This window comes from Bradyrhizobium sp. 186 (genome assembly GCF_023101685.1).
Classification (GTDB): Bacteria; Pseudomonadota; Alphaproteobacteria; order Rhizobiales; family Xanthobacteraceae; genus Bradyrhizobium.
Window position 1 is genome coordinate 2,244,703 of record NZ_CP082164.1, and the last position, 19,174, is coordinate 2,263,876.

The 19,174-nt window shown below is 63.9% G+C and carries 16 protein-coding genes and 1 pseudogene; 16 read left to right on the forward strand and 1 reads right to left on the reverse strand.

Annotated features, from left to right (window positions below; translation table 11 throughout):
- From IVB18_RS10485 to IVB18_RS10510, 6 genes are all read left to right on the forward strand, one after another.
- Positions 1 to 486 carry a GNAT family N-acetyltransferase gene (locus IVB18_RS10485; protein ID WP_247989090.1) on the forward strand — a complete coding sequence of 162 codons (486 nt, stop codon included), beginning with the start codon at positions 1 to 3 and terminating at the stop codon, positions 484 to 486.
- Entirely contained in the window at positions 486 to 995 is a 510-nt protein-coding gene (locus IVB18_RS10490; protein ID WP_247989091.1) for a dihydrofolate reductase, read from the forward strand. Before IVB18_RS10485 ends, IVB18_RS10490 begins: the two co-directional genes overlap by 1 nt.
- Before the next feature lie 159 nt (positions 996 to 1,154).
- Positions 1,155 to 2,294: an FtsH protease activity modulator HflK gene (gene hflK, locus IVB18_RS10495; protein WP_247989092.1), complete on the forward strand. Its 1,140-nt coding sequence runs from the start codon at positions 1,155 to 1,157 to the stop codon at positions 2,292 to 2,294.
- Positions 2,291 to 3,187, forward strand: a complete 897-nt coding sequence (locus IVB18_RS10500) for a protease modulator HflC (protein WP_247989093.1) — start codon at positions 2,291 to 2,293, stop codon at positions 3,185 to 3,187. Before hflK ends, IVB18_RS10500 begins: the two co-directional genes overlap by 4 nt.
- A 71-nt stretch (positions 3,188 to 3,258) precedes the next feature.
- On the forward strand, positions 3,259 to 3,465 hold the full coding sequence (locus IVB18_RS10505) for a DUF2065 domain-containing protein (RefSeq protein WP_247989094.1): 207 nt from the start codon (positions 3,259 to 3,261) through the stop codon (positions 3,463 to 3,465).
- A gap of 145 nt (positions 3,466 to 3,610) precedes the next feature.
- Positions 3,611 to 5,122, forward strand: a complete 1,512-nt coding sequence (locus IVB18_RS10510) for a Do family serine endopeptidase (RefSeq protein ID WP_247989095.1) — start codon at positions 3,611 to 3,613, stop codon at positions 5,120 to 5,122.
- A gap of 100 nt (positions 5,123 to 5,222) precedes the next feature.
- On the opposite strand, the gene serB is transcribed toward IVB18_RS10510, so the two are convergent.
- The gene (gene serB / locus IVB18_RS10515; RefSeq protein WP_247989096.1) at positions 5,223 to 6,128 is read right to left on the reverse strand and encodes a phosphoserine phosphatase SerB; all 906 of its coding nucleotides are present in this window, start codon (positions 6,126 to 6,128) and stop codon (positions 5,223 to 5,225) included.
- 11 nt (positions 6,129 to 6,139) lie between these two features.
- Here serB and miaA point away from each other — a divergent pair, with 11 nt between their 5' ends.
- From miaA to IVB18_RS10565, 10 genes and pseudogenes are all read left to right on the forward strand, one after another.
- Positions 6,140 to 7,081 (forward strand): tRNA (adenosine(37)-N6)-dimethylallyltransferase MiaA, encoded by a 942-nt coding sequence (miaA, locus tag IVB18_RS10520; RefSeq protein ID WP_247989097.1) that lies wholly within the window; start codon positions 6,140 to 6,142, stop codon positions 7,079 to 7,081.
- Between the two features lie 326 nt (positions 7,082 to 7,407).
- Complete coding sequence (locus IVB18_RS10525) at positions 7,408 to 9,183, forward strand: acetolactate synthase 3 large subunit (RefSeq protein WP_247989098.1); 1,776 nt, start codon at positions 7,408 to 7,410, stop codon at positions 9,181 to 9,183.
- Positions 9,184 to 9,382: 199 nt separating this feature from the next.
- Positions 9,383 to 10,366 (forward strand): threonine dehydratase, encoded by a 984-nt coding sequence (locus tag IVB18_RS10530; protein ID WP_247989099.1) that lies wholly within the window; start codon positions 9,383 to 9,385, stop codon positions 10,364 to 10,366.
- A gap of 22 nt (positions 10,367 to 10,388) precedes the next feature.
- On the forward strand, positions 10,389 to 10,931 hold the full coding sequence (ilvN, locus tag IVB18_RS10535; RefSeq protein WP_014493064.1) for an acetolactate synthase small subunit: 543 nt from the start codon (positions 10,389 to 10,391) through the stop codon (positions 10,929 to 10,931).
- Positions 10,932 to 10,934: 3 nt separating this feature from the next.
- Positions 10,935 to 11,630 (forward strand): class I SAM-dependent methyltransferase, encoded by a 696-nt coding sequence (locus IVB18_RS10540; protein WP_247989100.1) that lies wholly within the window; start codon positions 10,935 to 10,937, stop codon positions 11,628 to 11,630.
- Between the two features lie 49 nt (positions 11,631 to 11,679).
- Positions 11,680 to 12,556: pseudogene (locus IVB18_RS10545) on the forward strand (EamA family transporter).
- A gap of 7 nt (positions 12,557 to 12,563) precedes the next feature.
- Positions 12,564 to 13,163 carry a LysE family translocator gene (locus IVB18_RS10550; protein WP_247989101.1) on the forward strand — a complete coding sequence of 200 codons (600 nt, stop codon included), beginning with the start codon at positions 12,564 to 12,566 and terminating at the stop codon, positions 13,161 to 13,163.
- A 133-nt stretch (positions 13,164 to 13,296) separates the two neighbouring features.
- Positions 13,297 to 14,316 carry a ketol-acid reductoisomerase gene (ilvC, locus tag IVB18_RS10555; protein WP_247989102.1) on the forward strand — a complete coding sequence of 340 codons (1,020 nt, stop codon included), beginning with the start codon at positions 13,297 to 13,299 and terminating at the stop codon, positions 14,314 to 14,316.
- Between the two features lie 314 nt (positions 14,317 to 14,630).
- On the forward strand, positions 14,631 to 17,972 hold the full coding sequence (locus IVB18_RS10560; RefSeq protein ID WP_247989103.1) for a PAS-domain containing protein: 3,342 nt from the start codon (positions 14,631 to 14,633) through the stop codon (positions 17,970 to 17,972).
- 51 nt (positions 17,973 to 18,023) lie between these two features.
- Positions 18,024 to 19,124 carry a DUF2336 domain-containing protein gene (locus IVB18_RS10565; protein ID WP_247989104.1) on the forward strand — a complete coding sequence of 367 codons (1,101 nt, stop codon included), beginning with the start codon at positions 18,024 to 18,026 and terminating at the stop codon, positions 19,122 to 19,124.
- Positions 19,125 to 19,174 lie beyond the last annotated feature (50 nt).

Below are 19,174 nucleotides of genomic sequence, written 5' to 3' on the forward strand. Positions count from 1 at the left end.
ATGTCGCTCAACGTCCGCCGCGCGCGCCCCGGCGAAGCCGGGCTCGTTCTCGCTTTCATCCGCGAGCTCGCCGCCTACGAAAAGCTCTCGCACGAGGTCGAGGCGACCGAGGCGATGATCGCCGATGCGCTGTTCGGCGGCGATCCGCGGCTTTATTGCGCGATCGCCGAGTGGAACGGCGAACCCGTCGGCTTCGCGGTCTGGTTCGTTAATTTTTCTACCTTCAGCGGCCGGCACGGCCTCTATCTCGAAGATTTGTATGTGCGGCCGTCGCATCGGGGCAGAGGCCTCGGCAAGGCGCTGCTCGTGCACCTTGCGAAGGAATGCGTCGAGAACGGCTGGTCGCGCCTGCAATGGGCGGTGCTCGACTGGAACGCGCCGTCGATCGCGTTCTACAAATCGCTCGGCGCCGTCATGATGGACGATTGGACGCTGTGCCGCGTCACCGGGCCTGCACTGACACGGCTTGCCGGGAACGGTGCCTGATGGAGATCGTCTTCGTCGTTGCCATCGCGGAGAACGGCGTCATCGGCGCCGGCGGCGCGATTCCGTGGCGATTGAAATCCGACATGCAACGCTTCAAGGCGCTCACGATCGGCAAGCCCGTGATCATGGGCCGCAAGACCTTTGAATCGCTGCGCCGTCCGCTTCCCGGCCGCACCAACATCGTCGTCACGCGCGATGCGGCTTATCGCGCCGCCGGTGCCGTCGTCACGACCTCGGCGGAGGATGCAGGCGCGGTTGCGCGCGGCGATGCCCTGCGGCGTTCGGCCGCCGAGATCGCGGTGATCGGCGGCGCCGAGATCTATCGCCAGTGGATCGATCGCGCCGATCGCCTCGAGATCACCGAAGTGCACACGCGGCCCGAAGGCGACACCCATTTCGACATCGATAAGGCGCAGTGGCAGGAAACCAGCCGCGTCCGCCATCCCGCCGGACCGGACGACAGCGCCGACTTCTCCTATGTGACATATCGTCGGCGGCCGCGCCATTAACCGCATTCGCCAATGTTTACATTGACTTTTTCGCGCCCGAGCATAGCTCGGAAGTCGATCAAGGCTGCGTTGTAAGGGACCTGCCGGTCCCCTATAAAGCCGGACCGGACAATGCGGGCCGGGTAAGTTCTAGTCCTGGTCTGCCGAGGAGACTGTCGAATGCCGTGGAAGAATCAGGGCGGTGGCCCGTGGGGCTCGGGTCCGAAAGGACCATGGGGCTCGGGGCCGCAACCGGTCGGGCCGAGGCCACCGGATCTGGAAGACCTTCTGCGGCGCGGTCAGGACCGCCTCCAGCAGATCATGCCGGGGGGCTATTTCTCCGGCATCGGCATCACGCTGATCCTGCTCATCATCGTCGCGCTCTGGCTGTTGTCGGGCTTCTTCCGGGTGCAGTCTGAGGAACAAGGCGTCGTGCTGCGCTTCGGCAAGCATGTGCGCACCGTGGACCCGGGCCTGAACTATCACCTGCCCTATCCGATCGAGACCGTGCTGCTACCGAAGGCGCTGCGCGTCTCCACCATTTCCATCGGAATGACGCTGATCGATGATCCGGCCCGGCGCGGCCGCTCCATCCGCGACGTGCCGGAAGAAAGCCTGATGCTGACCGGCGACGAGAACATCGTGGACGTCGACTTCACCGTGCTCTGGCGCATCAAGCCGAACGGCGTCGGCAACTTCCTGTTCAATATCCAGAACCCCGAAGGCACCGTGAAGGCAGTCGCCGAGAGCGCGATGCGCGAGGTGATTGGCCGCTCCAACATCCAGCCGATCCTGACCGGGGCGCGGACGCAGACTGAAACCACCGTGCAGGACTTGATGCAGAAGACGCTCGACAGCTACGGCGCCGGCATCCAGATCGCCCAGGTGCAGATGCAGAAGGTCGATCCGCCCGCACAGGTTATCGATGCGTTCCGCGACGTGCAGGCGGCCCGCGCCAACCTCGAGCAGTTGCAGAATGAAGCGCAGACCTACGCCAACAAGGTCGTGCCGGAAGCGCGCGGCCGCGCGGCGCAGATCATGCAGGCGGCGGAAGGCTACAAGGAGCAGGCGGTTGCCGAGGCCAAGGGCCAAAGCTCGCGCTTCCTGAAGGTGTACGAGGAATACAAGAAGGCGCCCGACGTGACGCGTGAACGGATTTATCTGGAGACCATGGAGCGCGTGCTCGGCGGCTCGGAAAAGCTGATCTATGACGGAAGCTCCTCGGGCCAGGGCGTCGTGCCCTACCTCCCGCTGAGCGAATTGACGCCCAAGCGTCCGTCGACCACGGCCGGCCAGCAGCCGAGCGGAGGCAGCCGATGAGGTCTCCGGTCACAGGTATCGTCGCGCTTCTCGGACTTCTCCTGGTCCTGATCGTCGCCTACATGTCGCTGTTCACGGTGCAACAGACCGAGCAGACCATCGTGCTGCAGTTCGGTAAGCCGGTGGATGTCGTCAGAGACCCCGGGCTGCACTTCAAGGCGCCCTGGAACTCCGTGATCAACATCGACAAGCGGATCCTCGACTTGGAGAATCCCTCGCAGGAGGTCATCGCCTCCGACCAGAAGCGCCTCGTGGTCGACGCTTTCGCGCGTTACCGGATCAAGGACGCGTTGCGTTTCTATCAGAGTGTCGGCTCGATCCAGGCCGCCAACCTCCAGCTCACGTCGCTGCTGAACGCGGCGCTGCGCCGTGTTCTCGGCGAGGTCAACTTCATCATCGTGGTGCGTGACGAGCGTGAGAAGCTGATGGGGCGCATCCGCGAGCAGCTCGACCACGAGGCCGACGGCTACGGCATCGAGGTCGTCGACGTCCGCATCCGCCGCGCCGATCTGCCGGAGCAGAACAGCCAGGCTGTCTACCAGCGCATGCAGACCGAACGTCAGCGCGAAGCCGCCGAGTTCCGCGCGCAGGGCGGTCAGAAGGCGCAGGAGATCCGCTCCAAGGCCGATCGCGAGGCGACGGTGATCATTGCCGAAGCAAACTCGACCGCCGAGCAGACGCGCGGCGTGGGTGACGCCGAGCGCAACCGCCTGTTCGCGGAGGCGTACGGCAAGGACGCAGACTTCTTCGCCTTCTACCGGTCGATGACGGCCTATGAGAACGGGCTGCGTTCGAGCGACACCCGCTTCCTGTTGCGCCCCGACTCGGATTTCTTCCGGTATTTCAGTAATCCGAGCGGCAAGACGGCGACCGAGACATCGGCCAAGCCGTGAGCTAGATCAAGGGCGGCACTTGTGCCGCCCTTCGTCCAGACAAGAACAGCACAAGGGGAGGTTCCAATCCGATGAGGTCCATTGCGTTCGCCGACTTCCTCATCGGCTTGGGCATCCTGTTCGTGCTGGAAGGCTTGATGTTCGCGGCAAGTCCGAGCTGGATGCGCAAGGCGATGAAGAGCGCGCTTACCACGCCTGACCATGTCCTGCGGGCGGTGGGGATCGCTTCGGCCGTCATCGGCCTGATCCTGATCTGGGTTATGCGGCGGCCCATTTAGCGGCCACGCCAACGCCAAAGTGAAGGCGACGGGCAATTTTTCGCCGTATTATCCGCGTCTTGAGGCCCGTTAACCTCCGTGCTTGCGCCGTCCACCGGTTCGAGCGCAGTCTGATGCCGAATCCTTATTCTCTCTGGAGATCACAATGACCGCTGCCACCATTGCCCCGACCCGCGTGCGCCATGGCGTGCGACTTGGGCTGGCTGCGCTCGTCATCGGCGCTGTCAGCGCGTTCGGCTCGCCGGCCTATGCGCGTGGACCGGATGGCATCGCTGACGTCGCCGAGAAGGTGATCGACGCGGTCGTCAACATCTCGACCTCGCAGACGGTCGAAGCCAAGGGCAGCGGCGGCGGCAGCAACGCCATGCCGCAGCTGCCGCCCGGCTCGCCCTTCGAGGAGTTCTTCGACGACTTCTTCAAGAACCGCCGCGGCCCCGGCGGCGGCAGCAAGGGCGGCGACAATGGCCCGCCGCGCAAGACCAATTCGCTTGGCTCCGGCTTCATCATCGACACCTCGGGCGTCGTCGTGACCAACAACCATGTCATCGCCGATGCCGACGAGATCAACGTCATTCTCAACGACGGCACCAAGATCAAGGCCGAGCTTGTCGGCGTCGACAAGAAGACTGATCTGGCGGTGTTGAAGTTCAAGCCGACGAAGCCGCTGGTCGCGGTGAAGTTCGGCGACTCCGACAAGCTGCGCCTCGGCGACTGGGTGGTCGCGATCGGCAACCCCTTCAGTCTCGGCGGCACGGTCACGGCCGGCATCGTCTCGGCCAAGAACCGCGACATCTCGTCGGGACCCTATGACAGCTATATCCAGACCGACGCCTCCATCAACCGCGGCAATTCCGGCGGCCCGCTGTTCAACCTCGATGGCGACGTCATCGGCGTCAACACGCTGATCATTTCGCCCTCCGGCGGCTCGATCGGCATCGGCTTCGCCGTGCCGTCGAAGACGGTCGCGGGCGTGGTCGATCAGCTCCGCCAGTTCGGCGAGCTGCGCCGCGGCTGGTTGGGCGTACGCATCCAGAGCGTCACCGACGAGATCGCCGAAAGCCTCAACATCAAGCCGCCGCGCGGCGCGCTGGTCGCCGGCGTCGACGACAAGGGCCCGGCCAAGCCCGCCGGCATCGAGCCCGGCGACGTCGTCGTCAAGTTCGACGGCAAGGACGTCAAGGACCCGAAGGACCTCTCCCGCGTCGTCGCCGACACCGCGGTCGGCAAGGAGGTCGACGTACTCATCATCCGCAAGGGCCAGGAGGAGACCAAGAAGGTCACGCTCGGCCGCCTCCAGGATGCCGACAAGGTGCAGGCCGCGGTGAAGACCGACGAGCCCGCGCCAGAAAAGACTGTGACGCAAAAGGCGCTCGGCCTCGATCTCGCGGTTCTGAGCAAGGATTTGCGCACGCGCTACAAGATCAAGGACAGCGTCAAGGGCGTGGTCGTGACCAATGTCGACGCCAATTCGGATGCCGCCGAGAAGCGGCTCTCCGCCGGCGACGTCATCGTCGAAGTCGCGCAGGAGGCCGTATCGAGCGGCGCCGACATCCAGAAGCGGATCGACCAGCTCAAGAAGGACGGCAAGAAGTCGGTGCTGCTGCTGGTCTCAAATGGGGACGGCGAGCTGCGGTTTGTGGCGCTGAGCGTGCAGTAGCTTTATCGGTCATTCCGGGGCGATGCGAAGCATCGAACCCGGAATCTCGAGGTTCCGGGTCTGGTGCTTCGCATCGCACCATCCCGGAACGACGAGCGTGTCAGCTTTCCACAAACTCCTCGCGCTGATACCCCTGCGCATAGAGCAGCGCGGTGAGATCGCCATGATCGATCCGCGCCGCCGCAGTGGCCGCCACGGCCGGCTTGGCGTGGTACGCCACGCCCAGCCCCGCCGCCTGGATCATCGCAAGATCGTTCGCGCCGTCGCCGACCACCAGCGAGTCGACGTCGTCGAGATCGAACGATTCCATCAAATCCACCAGTGTCGCGAGCTTTGCCGCGCGGCCCAAAATCGGCTCCTTCACCTCGCCGGTGAACTTGCCGTCACGCACGACAAGCTCGTTGGCGCGGTTTTCCTGGAAGCCGATTTTTGCGGCGACCGCGCGCGTGAACAGCGTGAAGCCGCCGGAGACGAGGCAGGCATAGGCGCCGTGCGCGCGCATGGTCGCGACCAGTGCGCTGCCGCCCGGTGTCGGCGTGATGCGTTTCGCCAGGACTTCGTCGACCACGGCGGCGGGCAGGTCCTTCAGGAGCGCGACGCGCTCGCGCAGCGCCGGCTCGAACTCGATCTCGCCGCGCATCGCGCGCTCGGTGATCCCTGCCACATGCGCCTTCAACCCGACAAAATCGGCGAGTTCATCGATGCATTCCTGGCCGATCATGGTGGAATCCATGTCGGCGAGAAAAAGCTTCTTGCGCCGGAAGCCGGTCGGCTGCACGACGATGTCGATGGGGAGGTCGCCGCGAAGCTCGCGCAACCGCTGTTCGATGGCGTGACGGTCGCCTTCGAGGTTGCTGTCGGCACCGAAGGGGATGTCGACCGCAACCCCGTCGAACAGCCAATGCGCAGGTGCCGCCTGGGGCAGCACGGCGCGGGCGCCGTCGACGATGGTGGAGTCGAGCGCGGGATTATTGGGATTGCAGATCAGCGTGGCGACGAGCGACATTTGAGGTTTTCGTGAGCGAGGGGCATCCGAGCAAGGCCGTGCTTATCGCAGGCCCGACCGCCAGCGGCAAGTCGGCGCTGGCACTCGAGCTTGCGCTGGCCACGCGTGGCGTCGTCATCAATGCCGATTCCATGCAGGTCTACCGCGACCTCCGCATCATCACGGCGCGCCCCACACGCGGCGACGAGGCGCGGGTGCCACACCGCCTCTACGGCCATGTCAACGCAGCCGTGAATTTTTCGGCCGGCGCCTGGGTGAGCGACGCGGCGAAGGCGCTCGAAGAGGCTCAGGCTGAGGGCCGCCTGCCGATCCTGATCGGCGGCACCGGGCTCTATTTCAAGGCGCTCACCGCTGGGCTTTCCGTGGTGCCGCCGACGCCTGCCGAAGTGCGCGAGGACGTGCGCGCGCGGCTGGAGCGCAACGGCGTCGAGGCGCTGCACGCGGAACTCGCACGCCGCGATCCGCGCGCGGCCGAGCGATTGAACCCGCGCGATCGCACCCGCATCGCGCGTGCGCTCGAAGTGGTCGAGGCGACCGGGCGTTCGCTGCTCGATTGGCACCGCGAGGGCGAGCCGCCGCTGTTGCCGAAGGACAGTTTTCGCGCGGTGTTTCTCGCGCCCGAACGCGACGAACTCTACGCCCGTATCGACGCTCGTTACGATGCGATGCTAGGGGCGGGCGCCCTGAAGGAGGTCGAGCGGCTCGCCGCCCGGCAGCTCGATCCGCTTCTACCGGCGATGAAGGCGCACGGCGTACCGGCGCTGATCCGGCATTTGCGTGGCGAACTCGGTCTGGAGGAAGCCGCCACGATCGGCCGCGCCGATACGCGCCACTACGCCAAGCGCCAGTTCACCTGGTTCCGGCATCAGTTACCTGAGTTCGAATGGGTGAAGCCGGAGGAGGCGAGGGGGTGGCTTGCAGCCATCGTGAATGCGGCGCGGGACCCCGATTGACACGCTTTTGTGCCGGGCGTGCCGCATTTACCTCTCGCCGAACCCCGGGAACGCCGCTACACTGCCGAAATCGCGCGGGAACGGCCGCATTGCCTTGACATCCGGGCTTTGGCCGCTATGTTTCGCGCAACCTTTGGGAAGCCGGGCGCTAGCTATGCGTAACATTATTACCAAACTCCTTATCGTCGTCGTACCCAGGCACACCGCCGGGGGTGGCTAGCTGCCATCCACATGACAGGCGGTGTGCACGGGCCCTCTTCGGGGCCTTTTTTATTTCCCGAACCAGACACGAAAGCCGCTGACAACAGCGCATCCGGAGCAAGCCAATGAGCGACAAGAGCCACGATCCGAACCAGATGACCGGCGCCGCGATGATCGTCCGCGCGCTCATCGATCATGGCGTGACCGACATTTTCGGCTATCCCGGCGGCGCGGTGCTTCCGATCTATGACGAGATCTTCCAGCAGAGCGAGGTCCAGCACATCCTGGTCCGCCATGAGCAGGGCGCGGGCCATGCCGCCGAGGGCTATGCGCGCTCGACCGGAAAACCGGGCGTTGCGCTGGTGACCTCCGGTCCCGGCGCCACCAACATGGTGACGCCGCTGACCGACGCGCTGATGGATTCGATCCCGCTGGTCTGCATCTCCGGCCAAGTGCCGACGCACCTGATTGGCAATGACGCGTTCCAGGAGTGCGACACCGTCGGCATCACGCGCCCCTGCACCAAGCACAACTGGCTGGTGCGTGACGTCAACGATCTCGCAAAGGTGCTGCACGAGGCCTTCTACGTCGCGACCTCGGGCCGTCCGGGCCCGGTGCTGGTCGATGTGCCGAAGGACGTGCAGTTCGCGACCGGCACCTATCATCCGCCGCGCAAGTCCGACGTGCACCGGTCCTATGCGCCGCGCGTGAAAGGCGATGCGACGCAGATCCGCAAAGCGGTGACGCTGCTCGCCAACGCCAAGCGCCCCGTGATCTACAGCGGCGGCGGCGTCATCAATTCCGGTCCCGAAGCAACCAAGCTGCTGCGCGAGCTGGTCGAGGTCACCGGCTTCCCGATCACCTCGACGCTGATGGGTCTGGGTGCCTATCCGGCGTCGGGCAAGAACTGGCTCGGCATGCTCGGCATGCACGGCACCTACGAAGCCAACATGACCATGCATGATTGCGATGTCATGTTGTGCGTCGGTGCGCGCTTCGACGACCGCATCACCGGCCGCGTCGATGCGTTCTCGCCGGGCTCGAAGAAGATCCACATCGACATCGACCCGTCCTCGATCAACAAGAACATCCGGGTCGACGTGCCGATCATCGGCGACTGCGGCAACATCCTCGGCGACATCCTCCAGGTGTTCAAGGCGGAGGCGAAGAAGCCCGACGTCAAGGCGTGGTGGCAGCAGATCGCGCAGTGGCGCGCCCGCAACTCGCTCTACTACAGGAAGAGCAACGATGTCATCCTGCCGCAGCACGCGATCCAGAGCCTGTTCGAGGCGACGCGCGGCAAGGATACCTACATCACCACCGAGGTCGGCCAGCACCAGATGTGGGCCGCGCAGTTCTTCGGCTTCGAGGAACCGCATCGCTGGATGACGTCGGGCGGTCTCGGCACCATGGGCTACGGCCTGCCGGCCGCGGTCGGCGTGCAGGTCGCCCATCCCGACAGCCTCGTCATCGACATCGCGGGCGACGCCTCGGTGCAGATGACGATGCAGGAGATGTCAACGGCGGTCCAGTACGAGCTGCCGATCAAGATATTCATCCTGAACAACCAGTACATGGGCATGGTGCGGCAGTGGCAGCAGCTGCTCCACGGCAACCGGCTGTCGCATTCCTACTCGGAGGCGCTGCCGGATTTCGTCAAGCTCGCGGAAGCCTATGGCGGCGTCGGCATCCAGGTGCACAAGCCTGCCGATCTCGACGGCGCCATCCAGGAGATGATCTCGGTCAAGCGCCCGGTGCTGTTCGACTGCCGCGTCGCGGCGCTCGAAAACTGCTTCCCGATGATCCCCTCCGGCAAGGCGCACAACGAGATGCTGTTGCCGGAGCAGGCCAATGACGAGGCGACGGCGAAGGCGTTTGCCGGCGGCAAGGCGCTGGTGTGAGAGCAATGCCGCAGCAGCGACGGACGGTCTCGCTTCACCTCGCCCCGCTTGCGGGGAGAGGTCGGATTGCGCGTGAGCGCAATCCGGGTGAGGGGGAGTCTCCGCGAATCCAGTTCTCACCGTCCCTGCGGAGGCTCCCCCTCACCCCGACCCTCTCCCCGCAAGCGGGGCGAGGGAGCAGATCGCATGCGGGGTTGCCATGTTCAACCTGACGGAGCTCGAGCGCGCACATGCGATCGTGGGGCAGGCGGTGCCGGCAACGCCGGCGCACGCCTGGCCGCTGCTGAGCCAGCGGCTTGGTACGCAGGTCGTGGTCAAGCACGAGAACCACACGCCGACCGGCGCCTTCAAGGTGCGCGGCGGCCTCGTCTATCTCGAGCGGCTGAAGCGCGAGCGGCCGAACATTCCGGGCATCATCTCGGCGACGCGCGGCAATCACGGCCAGAGCCTCGCCTTTGCGGCGAGCCGCCACAGCGTGCCCGCCGTGATCTACGTGCCGCGCGGCAACTCGGTCGAGAAGAACCGCGCGATGAAGGCTTTTGGCGCCGAACTGGTCGAGCACGGCGAGGACTTTCAGGCGGCTCGCGAGGAAGCGGGACGCCACGCGCAGTTCGCCGGGCTCCACATGGTGCCGTCGTTCCACGCCGATCTGGTGCTGGGCGTTGCCACCTATGCACTCGAACTGTTCAGGTCCGCGTCCGATCTCAACATCCTCTATGTGCCGATCGGGCAGGGCTCCGGCATCTGCGGCTGCATCATGGCGCGCGACCTGCTCGGCCTGAAGACCGAAATCGTCGGCGTGCAGTCGACCGAAGCACCGTCCTACGCGCTGTCGTTCGCGGCGGGCAAGATCGTGACCACCGAGACCAGCAACACCCTCGCCGACGGCATGGCGACGCGCATCCCTGATGCGGATGCGTTCGCGCTGATCCGGCAGGGCGCCTCGCGCATCGTTCAGGTCACCGACGACGAGGTCGCCGCCGCGATCCGCGCCTATTGGACCGACACGCATAATCTCGCCGAAGGCGCCGGCGCCGCCGCGCTTGCCGCGGCGCTCCAGGAAAAGACCAAGCTGCCGGGCAAGCGCGTTGGTCTCGTGCTTTCCGGCGGCAATATCGATTTCGATCTGTTCCTCAATTGGGTTGGGACGGACGCCGCCATCGCCCAGCGGGCGACGGCATGACGAGAGAATAGAGGGGACGACAATGAACCAGCCCGCATCCGCCTACTTCATCGAGGACCGTCACGATCCCAACGAGACCCACACGCTCTCGGTGCTCGTGCAGAACGAGCCCGGCGTGCTCGCACGCGTCATCGGCCTGTTCTCTGGGCGCGGTTACAACATCGAGAGCCTCACCGTCTCCGAAACGGAGAGCCAGAAACATCTCTCGCGCATCACCATCGTCACCACGGGGACGCCCATGGTGATCGAGCAGATCAAGCATCAGCTCGATCGTATGATCCCGGTCTACCGCGTCGTCGACATGACACTGACCAAGCGCTCGATCGAGCGCGAACTTGCGATGGTGAAGGTGCGCGGGCAGGGCGAGCACCGCGTCGAGGCGCTGCGCCTCGCCGATGCATTCCGCGCCCGGGTGATCGACGCCACCACCGAGAGCTTTGTGTTCGAGATCACAGGCAATACGGACAAGATCAACCAGTTTATCGACCTGATGCGCCCGCTCGGCCTTGTCGAGGTGTCGCGCACCGGCGTCGCCGCGATCGGCCGCGGGCCTGAAGGGATGTGAACCATGCTGGCGCGCGACTGGTACTACAACGAGCGGAACCGGATGGGCATCGGGCCCGCGGTGGCGTCGATCTATGACAGCCACGACGATGCCGATTTGCGCGCGCGCGCCGCGTTGAAAATGCTGGGCGTGCAGCGCGGCTGGCGCATCGCCGATATCGGCTGCGGCAACGGCGTGCTCGCGACCGAGGCGGCGCTGATGGGCGCCGAGGTCGACGCCGTCGACATCTCGCCGGCGATGCTGGCGCTCGCCGAGATCTATGCGCGGGACCGCAAGGCGAGGGTTGCGACGCAATCCGCTGGCCTGCTGAGCTTCTCGTTCCGGCCGGCATCCTACGACCTGATCGTCAGCGAGTTCACGCTGCATCATTTGCCGGATTTCTGGAAGGCGGTGGCGATGTCGCGGATCTACCGCGCGCTGAAGCCGGGCGCGAATTTCTACCTGCGCGACGTTGTCTACGTCTCGATGCCGGACGCTTCCGAGCGCGACGTCGAGCAATGGGCCGAGTACCAGATCAACAACCACGATTTCTCGCGTGAAAGCGTGGTGACGCATATGCGCGACGAATATTCCACCTTCGGCTGGGTGATGGAGCGGATGCTGACCGATGTCGGCTTCATGCTGGTCTCGGCCGACTACCACGCGCCGATGCACGGCACGTATCTTCTGCGCAAACCGAAAGCCGGCGAGCAAGGCTAGACGAGAACAATAATCAGGGCTGCACGACAGCGCAGAACCGGGAACAACAATGAAGCCCGCCGACATCCTCATCGCCATTCTGGTGGCGATCATCTGGGGGCTTGCCTTTGTGGCGAGCCGGATCGCGCTCGACGAGTTTTCGCCGGAGCTGATGACGGCGATGCGCTTCACGATTGCCGCGGTGCCGTGCCTGTTCGTTCGCAAGCCGAAGATCGCCTGGTCGCTACTGATCGCGATCAGCTTCACGCTGTTCCTCGGCCAGTTCCTGAGTCAGGCCTATGGCATCGCGCATGGCGTGCCGGTGGGGCTCACCAGCGTCGTCGTGCAGAGCCAGGCGCTGTTCACCATTGGATTTGCCGCGATCGTATTCGGCGAGCGCCCGACACCGGCGCAGACGCTGGGCGTCGTCATCGCAGCAGTCGGCCTTCTCATGATCTGCGGCACCGTCGGTTATGATTTCAGCGTCGGTGCCTTTGCGGTGCTGATGATCGCGCCGGTCAGCTTTGCCATCGGCAATATCCTGCTGCGCGGCGCACGTGGCGTGTCGATGTTCGACTTGTTCGCGTGGCTATGTCTCACCGCTGCGGTGCCGCTGTTTGCCTTGGCGTTGGTCGTCAACGGGCCGGCGCCGACCTGGCAGGCGCTGATCCATATGTCAATCACCGGGCTCGTCTGCCTGCTGGTGATCGGCGCCATCTCGACCAGCATCGCCTATTGGCTGTGGGGCCGACTGCTGCGCGACTATCCCGCCGCGCAGGTGGTGCCGTTCGCGCTGCTGGTGCCGTTCGTCGGCTCGGCCGCCTCCAGCATCGTATTCGGCGAGAAGTTCGGCCCGCTGCGACTGGCCGGGATGCTGACGGTGATCGGCGGCATCGCAGTGAATGGTGCTGGCGAGGCGCCCGCAGCCGCTGCCGAAGACCGCGTGAGGTGAGCATGTCCCAGTCGCTGCTATACGCCTTCATCATCTTCGCCCTCGTGATGTTCTTCACGCCCGGGCCGAACAACATCATGCTGCTGTCTTCGGGGCTCACTTACGGCTTCCGCCGCACCATCCCGCACATCGCCGGCATCACCATCGGCTTCGCCTTCATGGTCGGCGCCGTCGGCTTGGGGCTTGGCACCGTGTTCCTGGCCTATCCGATCCTCCAGAGCATTTTGAAATATGCCGGCGCCGCCTACCTGATTTACCTGGCCGCCGTAATCGCCTTCTCCGGCCCGGCCAAACCGGGCGAGGCGAGCCGCGGGCCGATGACCTTCTGGGGCGCGGCGATGTTCCAGTGGATCAATGCCAAGGGCTGGGTGATCGTGATCGGCACCATTACCGCCTATGCGGCCATCGCCCAATTCCCGCTCAACATCGCGATCCAGACCCTAATCAGCCTGCTCGTGGGCACGGTCTCGACCGTGGTCTGGGCCTTCTTTGGCACCGCACTGCGGCCGGTCCTGACCTCCGAGCGGCTGGTGCGCGCCTTCAATATCCTGATGGCGATCCTGCTGCTGGCCTCGCTTTACCCCGTCTTCATGGATGCATGATGCCGCAGTTTTCCATGCAGAAACGGGTTTCCCAGGGGGCCGAAAATGCTCTAGACAGCCCCCGAAATCCGCAAATTCCACCTTCCGAGACCTGACCAACGGCCGATTCCGGCCCCTGAATGAGGAAACGACCATGCGTGTTTATTACGATCGCGACGCCGACCTGAACCTGATCAAGGGCAAGAAGGTCGTCATCGTCGGCTATGGCAGCCAGGGCCACGCCCATGCGCTCAACCTCAAGGACTCCGGCGTCAAGGACGTGGCGATTGCGCTGCGCAAGGGCTCGGCTTCGGCCAAGAAGGCGGAAGCCGCCGGCTTCAAGGTGATGGAAGTCGCCGAAGCCGCCAAATGGGCCGACCTCGTCATGATGCTGACCCCGGACGAACTCCAGGGCGACATCTATCGCGAGCACCTGCACGACAACATGAAGAAGGGCGCCGCGCTCGTCTTCGCGCACGGCCTCAACGTCCACTTCAACCTGCTCGATCCGCGCGCCGACCTCGACGTGCTGATGATCGCGCCGAAGGGCCCCGGCCACACCGTCCGCTCCGAATACCAGCGCGGCGGCGGCGTGCCCTGCCTGATCGCGATCGCCAAGGACGTATCCGGCAACGCCCATGACCTCGGCCTCTCCTACGCTTCCGCCATCGGTGGCGGCCGCGCCGGTATCATCGAGACCTCGTTCAAGGAAGAGTGCGAGACCGATCTGTTCGGCGAGCAGGTGGTGCTCTGCGGCGGTCTGGTCGAGCTGATCAAGGGCGGCTTCGAGACGCTGGTGGAAGCCGGCTACGCGCCCGAGATGGCGTATTTCGAGTGCCTGCACGAGGTGAAGCTGATCGTCGACCTGATCTATGAAGGCGGCATCGCCAACATGAACTACTCGATCTCCAACACCGCCGAGTACGGCGAGTATGTCACCGGTCCGCGCATCGTCACGTCGGAAACCAAGGCCGAGATGAAGCGGGTGCTCAATGACATCCAGTCCGGCAAGTTCGCCCGCGACTGGATGCTGGAGAACAAGGTCAACCAGACCTCGTTCAAGGCGACCCGCGCCAAGCTCGCCGCGCATCCGATCGAGGACGTCGGCGCCAAGCTGCGCGACATGATGCCCTGGATCAAGAAGGGCGCGTTGGTCGACAAGAGCAAGAACTGACGCCTGCCTTTCCGGACGCGCTGCGGGTCCGGTCGCTCGCCGGAAACGGGACCAACCTTGAGGCGCACCGCTGATGCGGTGCGCCTCCTTCGTTATGCGCTTAGTAAGCAGGATAGTTCTGGGCGCACGGATCAGTATTTAGATACCGCAAAACGGCGGCAGCCCTGCGTGATACCGCGAATCTACGGTGGCCGGTCGGAATTCCAAGAGAACGGAATCTTAGCACTGCCGAGCGACGGTGATCCGTCCGGTCATCACGAAAATGCACAATGCTCAAAGCTTGGCGAAGATTGGCTCGTTCGCCGGGATCGTCCGTGACGATCCTAGGCCTGCTGTTTTCGGCAGCCATCGTGGCATCGTTTCTCGTTGATCTCGGTGCCCGCTATCGCGAGGCTATCGCATCTGCGCAAACCGACGCTCTCAACCTCGCCGCCATCTTGGCCGAGCACGCCGCGGTGACGTTCGAAGACATCGATCGCGTCCTGCTCGAAACCGAGGCGATCCGAAAAGGCTCTCTGTCCGGAAAATACGCTGCGCCCGATGAGGGCAATGTTGCGTTGCGTCAGCTGGTCAAGAGCTCCTCTATCCTCGTTGCGGTGGGCTGGACCAATGCCTCCGGGGAAGTCATTGCTCATTCCTACGACCACGCGCCGCCGCGCAGCAACATCTCGGATATGTCGCACTTCGTCATTCATGGCGACGATGCAAGCCGCGGTCTTTTTGTTGCGCCTCCCTATCGATCGGCCGTCAGCGACCAGTGGTTCAGCGCGGCGTCGCGTCGGTTAAACAATCCTGACGGAAGCTTTGCCGGAATCGTCACGGCCCCGCTGGATCTGTCCTTTCTACTCAAGATCTACCGCAAGATCGATCTCGGCGGTGATGGCTCCGTCGTCCTGTTTCACCGCACTGGACGGATTCTGGCGCGGGTGCCGGAGCAGAAGAACGTCCTCGGGATGTCGCTCGCAGGCGGCCCGCTCTTTACCCGGTATCTGCCGGCATCCGATGCGGGCTCCTATGAATTGACAAGTCCGGTTGATGGCGTTGCCCGCATCGCTGGTTACAAGGCAGTCAGCGGACTGCCGCTGGTCATGATCGTGACCTACGCCCGCAGCCACGTGTTGCAGCCGTGGTACCGGCATCTCTATATCTTCGGCCCGCTGGCTGCTGCGATCGTCATCGTCATCCTGGTTGGCACATGGCTGCTGCGGCGGCAGACCAATGCGCTTGCGGAGATGAATGCACTTTTCGACGCCGCATTGAGCAATATGCCGCATGGGCTCAGCATGTTCGATGCGGACGAGAAGCTTCTGATTGCGAACGGTCGTTACCGCGAGATGTATGAGCTCACGGAAGCACAGGTGGAGCCAGGCACGCGGCTCAGCAGCATCGTTCGCTGCTACAAGCCGGCGGGAGGCGATCTCGATCTGGATGAATTTCTCGAGGGCGTAAAGCAACGGACACCCCGGATCATCACGCTCGCCGATGGTCGCACCATCTCGATCCTGCGCACGCCGATGCAGAACGGCGGCTGGGTTGCGACCCATCAGGATATCACGGAGAAGCGGCACGACGAGACGCTGCTGGCTGAACACGCGGCCGAGCTGAAACGCACCAATACCCGGTTCGACGTTGCCATCAGCAACATGTCGCAGGGCCTCTGTCTGTTTGATGCGGAAAAGAATCTCGTCATCTCAAACAGCCGCTATCAGCAGATGTATGATTTGCCGGACGAGCTCGTCAGGCCCGGCACGCCGCTGCAACGGATATTGCGGCACTACGCAGATCGCGGCGAAGCTGACCAGAAAATGACGGTGGATCAGCATCTCCGGAAGATGCCGACCCAGCGGCAGCAGGACTATCAACTGAAAAGCAACCGACAGGTCCTGATTCAGCGCAAGCCGTTGCCGGACGGTGGCTGGGTCGCAACGCATGAAGACGTCACCGAACAGAAGCGCGGCGAGCAAATGCTGGCCGAAAAAGCCGCGGAACTGGAGGCCATCAATCTTCGCTTCGACGCCGCCCTCAACAACATGTCCCAGGGACTTTGCATGTTCGATGCGGACCAGAGGGTCGTGGTATCGAACGCGCGCTATGGCGCAATCTACCATATTGGCCGCGACCAGATAAAACCCGGAACCACGCTGGCGCAAATTCTCGAATATCGTCGCGAGAACGGCACGCATTTCGTCGGCGTCGCGCCGGACGTCTATCTCCGCCAGAACGTGAAACAGCTCAGCGAGATCCGGGAAATCGCGGACGGGCGCGTGGTCGCGATTGCGCGCCACATGATGCAGGATGGCGGCTGGCTCACGACCCACGAGGACATTACCGATCGGGCGAGAAACGAGAAGCGCATCGCGTATCTGGCGCAGCACGATCTGCTCACTGGTCTGGCGAACCGCGCCGTCTTTTCGGAGAAGCTCGACGAAGCTGCAAAGCGATTGCAGCGTCATGGCACGACATTTACCGTTCTGATGCTCGATCTCGACAGGTTCAAGATTGTGAACGATACGCTTGGTCACGCTGCGGGCGACCAGTTGCTGGTCGAGGTGGCACGGCGACTGAGTTCATCGCTGCGGGATACGGACGTGCTGGCGCGCCTCGGCGGCGACGAGTTCGCCATCATCCAGGAGAACGAAAAAAATCAGAACGAGGGCGCGATTGCTCTCGCCCTGAGGATCATCGGCCTGATCGACCAACCCCTCGATCTTGGCAGCAACCGTGTCAGCGTTGGTACCAGCATTGGAATTGCCTTCGCGCCGCAGCACGGCGCCGACGCCGAGACATTGCTACAGAAGGCGGATGTCGCGCTTTATGCGACGAAATCCGGCGGCCGAAACGATTTCCGCATCTTCCAGCCGGAAATGACGGAAGCTGCCGACACACAGAAGTTGATGGAAGGTGAACTGCGGGAGGCGATGACTCGCAATGAGTTCGAGCTGCACTACCAGCCGGTAACCGACGCCAGGACGCGCGCGATGACTAGCCTGGAATGCTTCGTGCGCTGGCATCACCCTTCGAAGGGCTTGCTGGCGCCTTCGCAGTTCCTTGATGCCGCCGAGCACGCCGGATTGATGCTGCCGCTCGGTGAATGGATCTTGCGACAGGCCTGCCTGGATGCGGCTGCCTGGCCGGCCCACATCAAGGTCGCCGTCAACATGAGCGCCGTCCAGTTCCACCGGAGCAACGTGCTCGACATTGTCCTGTGCGCGCTGGTCGAGTCGGGGTTATCGCCCGAACGCCTCGAACTCGAAATACCGGACGCTGCGCTCCTGGACGGGAATCCGGCGGCTCACTTGCTCCTGGTCCGACAACTGAAGAACCTTGGCGTTGGCGTTGTCCTCGACAATTGCGGTGTGGGCTATTCCGCGGCCAGCTACCTCCAGAGCTTCCCGTTCACCAAGTTCAAGATCGACCGGGCGATCGTGCAGGGCTGCACGACGCGAAGGGATTGCGCCGCGGTTGTCGCCGCTGCCGTCGCATTGGCGCGCGGTCTCGATGTCGTCACGGTGGCCAAGGGGGTCGAGAACCGTGCGCAGTTCGAGGCCCTGCTTGCGGCAGGAGTGGACTACGTGCAGGGCTATCTGATCGGGCGGCCCGTGCCGAATTCCGAAATCAGTTTCGAATCGCCGTTGCCGGCGCAGAATGTCGCGTAGTCTCATGAGCCCCGTTGGAACACGGCTGGCTCCGCGTCCAGGACACAAAAGATGAACTTGGAGAACGGCCTGATCGATCAACTCGAGACGGCGCTGGCGAGCCGGGAGCTGTCGAAGCGCGCCGAGCTCCTGCGACACGTTGCCGATCTCTTCGAGTTCGGCTCGGGCAAGTTCACGGATCAGCAGATCGATCTGTTCGACGAGGTGATGAGCTCGCTGCTTCAGAATATCGAACGCGCCGCCCGCGCGGCCTTCGGAAGCCGGCTTTCCAGATTGTCCGACGCGCCCCGTCGGACGATTCGCTTGCTGGCGTTTGATGACGCGCCCGAAGTGGCCGCGCCGGTCCTCGAGCACTCGCCGCGCCTCGACGAGGCGACCTTGGCGGCGAATGCGCGGACCAAGAGCGAGGACCACCTGCTGGCAATCGCCGGACGCAGCCAGTTGACGGAACCCGTCACCGATGTCCTCGTCGAACGCGGCAGCAACGATGTTGCCGCACGGGTCGCCGGCAATGTTGGCGCCAGATTCTCGACTCAGGGAATTTCCAAGCTCGTCGGGCGGGCGCGGGACAATGGTGCGCTCGCCATGTGCATCTGGGCCCGACCCGATATTCCGCGCGAGACCCTGCTGAAGTTGTTCGTCCATGCATCCGAGATGGTGAGATGCAAGCTGGAGGCAGCCGATCCCCGCCAGGCAGCCGTGATCCGGAGTGCAATTGCGGAGGGCTCCGATGAACTGCAAACGATGGCGCGCGCAGGCTCCAGCGAGCACGCCCGGGCGTTGGCCGAGGTGAGGTCCCTGCATTCGGGCGGGCAACTGGACGAGGCACGAGTGCTCGGCTTCATCGGGGAGCGAAGCTTCGACAAGACCGCCGTCGCGCTGTCGCTCATGAGCGACCTGCCAATCGGAGCGATCGAGCGTGCGCTGGTCCGCTCTCAGACCGAGCAGATTCTCATCCTCGCGAAAGCAATCGGTCTATCCTGGGACACGACGAAGGCGATCTTGACGTTTCAGCCCGGTTCGGCCCACGAGGCGCGAGAGGGATTGGAGCAGTGCTTTGCGAGCTTCCTCCGGTTGAATCCAAATACCGCGAAGGCCGCGCTCCAATTCTACCGGCTTCGCGAGCGTGCCGGCCAGGATCCTGTTCACTAGCGGAGGCAAACCAAAAATTAAGTGCTCATCCGGTATATTCGATCCGAGAT

Coding starts and splice junctions, on each gene's coding strand:
- IVB18_RS10485 (WP_247989090.1), top strand. CDS start 1: ATGTCGCTCAACGTCCGCCGCGCGCGCCCCGGCGAAGCCGGGCTCGTT.
- IVB18_RS10490 (WP_247989091.1), top strand. CDS start 486: ATGGAGATCGTCTTCGTCGTTGCCATCGCGGAGAACGGCGTCATCGGC.
- hflK (WP_247989092.1), top strand. CDS start 1,155: ATGCCGTGGAAGAATCAGGGCGGTGGCCCGTGGGGCTCGGGTCCGAAA.
- IVB18_RS10500 (WP_247989093.1), top strand. CDS start 2,291: ATGAGGTCTCCGGTCACAGGTATCGTCGCGCTTCTCGGACTTCTCCTG.
- IVB18_RS10505 (WP_247989094.1), top strand. CDS start 3,259: ATGAGGTCCATTGCGTTCGCCGACTTCCTCATCGGCTTGGGCATCCTG.
- IVB18_RS10510 (WP_247989095.1), top strand. CDS start 3,611: ATGACCGCTGCCACCATTGCCCCGACCCGCGTGCGCCATGGCGTGCGA.
- serB (WP_247989096.1), bottom strand. CDS start 6,128: ATGTCGCTCGTCGCCACGCTGATCTGCAATCCCAATAATCCCGCGCTC.
- IVB18_RS10525 (WP_247989098.1), top strand. CDS start 7,408: ATGAGCGACAAGAGCCACGATCCGAACCAGATGACCGGCGCCGCGATG.
- IVB18_RS10530 (WP_247989099.1), top strand. CDS start 9,383: ATGTTCAACCTGACGGAGCTCGAGCGCGCACATGCGATCGTGGGGCAG.
- ilvN (WP_014493064.1), top strand. CDS start 10,389: ATGAACCAGCCCGCATCCGCCTACTTCATCGAGGACCGTCACGATCCC.
- IVB18_RS10540 (WP_247989100.1), top strand. CDS start 10,935: ATGCTGGCGCGCGACTGGTACTACAACGAGCGGAACCGGATGGGCATC.
- IVB18_RS10550 (WP_247989101.1), top strand. CDS start 12,564: ATGTCCCAGTCGCTGCTATACGCCTTCATCATCTTCGCCCTCGTGATG.
- ilvC (WP_247989102.1), top strand. CDS start 13,297: ATGCGTGTTTATTACGATCGCGACGCCGACCTGAACCTGATCAAGGGC.
- IVB18_RS10565 (WP_247989104.1), top strand. CDS start 18,024: ATGAACTTGGAGAACGGCCTGATCGATCAACTCGAGACGGCGCTGGCG.